We start from the raw sequence: 4,340 nt of genomic DNA, 5'->3' as shown, positions 1-4,340 counted from the left end.
GTCACTAGAAGCACTCAAAGTTACGACAATTAAATCTAGTCCATCTTTTGAAGCTGTTGTGACAAGCGTCCGTCCTGCTTTCTTCGTAAAACCTGTCTTTCCCCCTGTTGCAAATTCATAATAAGATGTCACAAGCTTATGTTTATTTTTCCACGGATAATCCCAAGAATCCGATTTATATGTTTTTGTTCCAAAAATCTCCTTAAAGGTCTCGTTCCCCATTGCATATTTCGTTAATAATGCCATGTCATAAGCCGACGAATAATGCGATCCATCCCCATCCAAGCCATGCGGGTTTGAGAAATGCGTATCTTTCATTCCRATTTCTTTCGCCTTTTSATTCATTAAATATACGAAYCCTTCTATACTCCCTCCCACATTTTCAGCAATTACTTGTGCTGCATCATTACCAGATCTAAGCATTAATCCGTAAACTAAATCTTCTAACTTCACTTTTTGTCCAGGTTTTAAGTAAATTGCCGACCCTTCTACTCGTACCGCTTCATTACTAACCGATACTAGCTCTTTCATTTTTCCTGATTCAGCAGCTAACAATGCTGTCATAATTTTTGTTATACTAGCAATTTTTTGTGGCTCATGTTCTAATTTTCCATATAGCACACGACCGGATTGTTGTTCCATTAAGACTGCGTTACGAGCACTGACACCACCGTTCATTTTTGCATATGTAGGAATCGGCATAACGCTTGCGTACATTATAATTAGCGTAATTATTATACAAATTCGTCTCATATTTCCCCCCACGTCCTTTTGGCACTTTTTGTACAAGTTTATGCTTGGCCTTTTAAAATATGAACGAAATCTTCCTTCCACCTCCACTAAAAAAGACGCATGGGATATGCGTCTAATACGGTGTCCATTCAACTTGCTTCGCAATTTCAAATCGCTTTTCTACATCTGGCCAATTTACAACATTCCACCAATTTTTAATATATTCATCTTTTCGATTTTGATATTGTAAATAATACGCATGTTCCCATACATCCAGTACAAGGAGCGGTATCGTATCCCACTGTGTAAACAATTGATGAAGCGTGCTTTGCAAAATTTCTAACCTTCCCGACCGAGGCACCCACACAAGAATTGCCCATCCAGACCCCTCAACTTTCGAAGCCGCCTCTGTAAAATGTTTTTGAAAACGTAAGTAACTCCCAAAATCCTTCTCAATTTCTTGTGATAATGYCCCTCGTGGACCCCCACCACCATCTTTTTTCATGTTATTCCAAAATATCGTGTGTAAGTAATGACCTGATCCATGAAAAGCCGCTTCTCTTTCCCAATGCTTAATTAAATCAAATTGATTTGTTTTTCTCGCTTCTTCCATCATCTTCTCTGCTTTATTTAATCCTTCCACGTAACTACGATGRTGTTTATCATGGTGTAACATCATAATTTCTCGTGAAATGTACGGTTCTAGCGCATTATATGGATAAGGTAATGGCGGAAGGGTATGCCCCCCAATCGGAACAGCTCGTTCGCTATCCCCTCTTTCACATAGTTCATATTCCTCTCCTTCTTGCATAAATACTTCCTGTAAATGGTGTTGAATATGTTCTACATCCTCACTTATTTCATACATAAACTCGGCATCTGTGTCGTATTCATGCTCTTTCATACGCTCTAATAAAGTTTGAATTTTATAAGCAAGCATATGGACATCATACACTTCCATTGCACGGCTATCTAATACTTGAAGAACACTTTCACACCAGCTCTCTACTTCATGAAAGTAATCTGTAAATACACCTTGCTGACTCATGTCACACCTCCTTGATGCTACCCACTTTAACTATATTCAATTAAAATCCCTTATATAACTGGACAAACGGAAAAGAAGCTAAGTGTCCTTAGCTTCTTTTCCTTAATTAATATTTGTGCAACATTTTTGTTTGGTAATCTGTCTCATAATATTCTAGTTCTTCACGCATCAATTGAAATTTCCCTTCTAAATCCTTCATCATTCGTTCTATAGATCCAGGGGGGCTTTGCTGAAAAACAATAGAATTTTTCCCTGTATAAGCAGAACGACTATTTTCATACCAATGATCATTCTTTGGCGAAAAAAACTCTGCAATTACTTGATGGTAAATCTTATATAAAACTTTTTCAGCTGCGGTCTTTCGAAATGGTTGGCTATTCAACAAAACAAAACATGCATCAAGTCCTTCTTCACAAAAAACAAGAAGTCTTCTTATTGATGCTAATATTCCTTTATAGTATTGCTCGTTTCCTGTTGGTGCCTCCTCCAATAAAGAAGATAACGTATGATAATTTACATAATTAGTTATCAAGGAAATTACATCTTCTAAAAATATAGAAACTTGTTCTGTTTGATTTTCAACCATCAAATTAGACATGGCTTCTCTCTCCTTTGCCGTTTTACGCTATTTCTACTCTTTTATTTTTATGTAATTCAGCTAATATTTCTTGTACTTTCACCACTGTTCCCTCGTCAAAGTATCGTTGAAAGTCTGTTACTTCATTGAGATACAAGCGCTTCTGCGCGCGTAGCTCTTTATTGTTCACTAAACAAGCGATCGCTACAATATCTCGTAAATATACGTCTTGTTCTTCTACTTTATAAACTGGATTTCCTTCAAAAGAGGTAATTTCTTGTAAAATTTCTTCAAAATATCGAACATATAAGACAGAAAAGGTTTTCTCTTGATTATTTAATATATATGTCACTTCAGATCTATTGAAAAAATCTTCTGATGTATTCGGTTGTGCTTTTTCTAACTCATATCCTGCATAACCTATTATAATCATCTACTTCCCCTCTCTTCCTTCCTTCTTTCATCTTATATTAACTTAATTTTCCGATAAACGAAATATTCTTTTAAATATAACCTATATAAAAAATAGCTTCCCTATACAGGAATTTACCTTTTTATTTTTCTTGAAGTTTGTCATAATAATATTATTGTCTCAGTTTTCTTACACAAGGAGAGTTGTATTTATGTCGTTTTCATGGAAACGTTTCTTACAAATCGGGAAAATAATCTTCCCATTTGTTGTCTTAACAATTGTTTTCTTTCAAGCTAAAAAAGAATTAGCGGGCATTTCTTTTTTAGAAGCAATTGAAACAATTAAAAACATTCCAACTGGTGGGGTATTTTTAGCGATTACACTCGGTGCATTTGCCGTTTCAACAATGTTCTTTTATGACTTTGTTATGCTTCGTTACTTAAAAGCAGATATACCTGTACAAAAGATTTTCCGTATCTCATGGATTGCAAACACTTTAAATGGATTTATCGGTTTTGGTGGTCTTGTTGGTGCCGGTGTACGTACAATGCTATATCGTCCACATATAAAAGAGAATGGGAAACTTATTAAAAGCATTGCTTGGATGACAACCGCTTTTATTAACGGATTAGCCATTCTGTCATTCCTCGGCCTTATTGGAATATTAGACACTAGTTTTATTCTGCACGAAAAACCGTGGTTATGGCCTGTTCTTATCTTCTTTGCTCTTTTCGTTCCTATATACATTGGGTTTTCTAAAATTAAAAATAGAAAAACAAAACAGACTGACGGACAAGAAGAAGAAGAAGAGAAAAATCCAACTATTTTATATTCATTAGTTTCATTAGTCGAGTGGGTATCAGCTGGTATCGTTATGTACGTCATTTTAATATTGTTTGGAATTGATATCGAATTTCAAAAGTTTTTAGGTGTCTATGTAATTGCTGCTTTAGCTGGTGTCGTAAGTCTTGTCCCTGGTGGCCTTGGTTCATTTGATCTTGTTTTCTTAACCGGACTAGGACAATACGGAGTTGATACAGGCGTATTACTACCCGCTATGTTATTATATCGACTTGTCTATTACATCTTACCATTCTGCCTTGGTCTCATTTTTGCAGCATTTGAAATGACAGGAGCGGCCATAAAAAAAATTGAAGACAAACCATTTATCGCACCTGCATTAGAAACAACTGGTGTAATTTGGACTTTACAACGTGATTTTTTAGGGAAATTAGGTTCATGGGCATCCGCCGCTTTAACCGTATTCGCTGGCTTAATGGTTATTCTATCAACAATTTTACCGACTAGTATAAATCGAGCTCACGCCTTACATATTTTAGCTCCAAAGCATCTTATTCAATTTTCTTTTAGCTTATCATTAACATTCGGTATTCTCCTCTTGATTCTTTCGCGAGGCATATATTATGGAACAAAGCGTTCTTACTATATGACGATTGTTTCTTTAATTGGAGCAGCAATCTTTAATACCCTAAAAGGAATTGATATTGAAGAAACCTTTATTTTATTAATCGTACTTGCTGTGTTGTATATGCTTCGCAAAAGATTTGCAC

Annotated in this window: 5 protein-coding genes; 1 reads left to right on the top strand and 4 read right to left on the bottom strand. The window is 35.6% G+C overall.

All coding sequences use genetic code 11. The features are described 5' to 3' along the window. The 4 genes from AC1DJR_RS19040 to AC1DJR_RS19025 form a co-directional block, all read right to left on the bottom strand. On the bottom strand, positions 1-753 hold a 753-nt coding region (locus tag AC1DJR_RS19040; RefSeq protein WP_477003247.1), incomplete at its 3' end, for a D-alanyl-D-alanine carboxypeptidase family protein. Positions 754-865: 112 nt separating this feature from the next. After that, a complete protein-coding gene (locus AC1DJR_RS19035; protein ID WP_477003246.1) occupies positions 866-1,780 on the bottom strand; it encodes a superoxide dismutase in 915 nt (304 codons plus the stop codon). Between the two features lie 106 nt (positions 1,781-1,886). Further along, the gene (locus tag AC1DJR_RS19030; protein WP_429688649.1) at positions 1,887-2,378 is read right to left on the bottom strand and encodes a YpuI family protein; all 492 of its coding nucleotides are present in this window, start codon (positions 2,376-2,378) and stop codon (positions 1,887-1,889) included. A 22-nt stretch (positions 2,379-2,400) separates the two neighbouring features. Then, positions 2,401-2,790 carry a hypothetical protein gene (locus AC1DJR_RS19025; protein ID WP_113733917.1) on the bottom strand — a complete coding sequence of 130 codons (390 nt, stop codon included), beginning with the start codon at positions 2,788-2,790 and terminating at the stop codon, positions 2,401-2,403. A 190-nt stretch (positions 2,791-2,980) separates the two neighbouring features. On the opposite strand from AC1DJR_RS19025, the gene AC1DJR_RS19020 reads away from it, so the two are divergent. Then, positions 2,981-4,340 (top strand): flippase-like domain-containing protein (locus tag AC1DJR_RS19020; RefSeq protein ID WP_477003245.1); only part of this gene is annotated, 1,360 nt, incomplete at its 3' end.

It is taken from the genome of Bacillus sp. 05T31 (genome assembly GCF_056396725.1).
The sequence above is the reverse complement of the archived record's forward strand: the minus strand, read 5'-3'. Positions and strand labels throughout refer to the sequence as shown.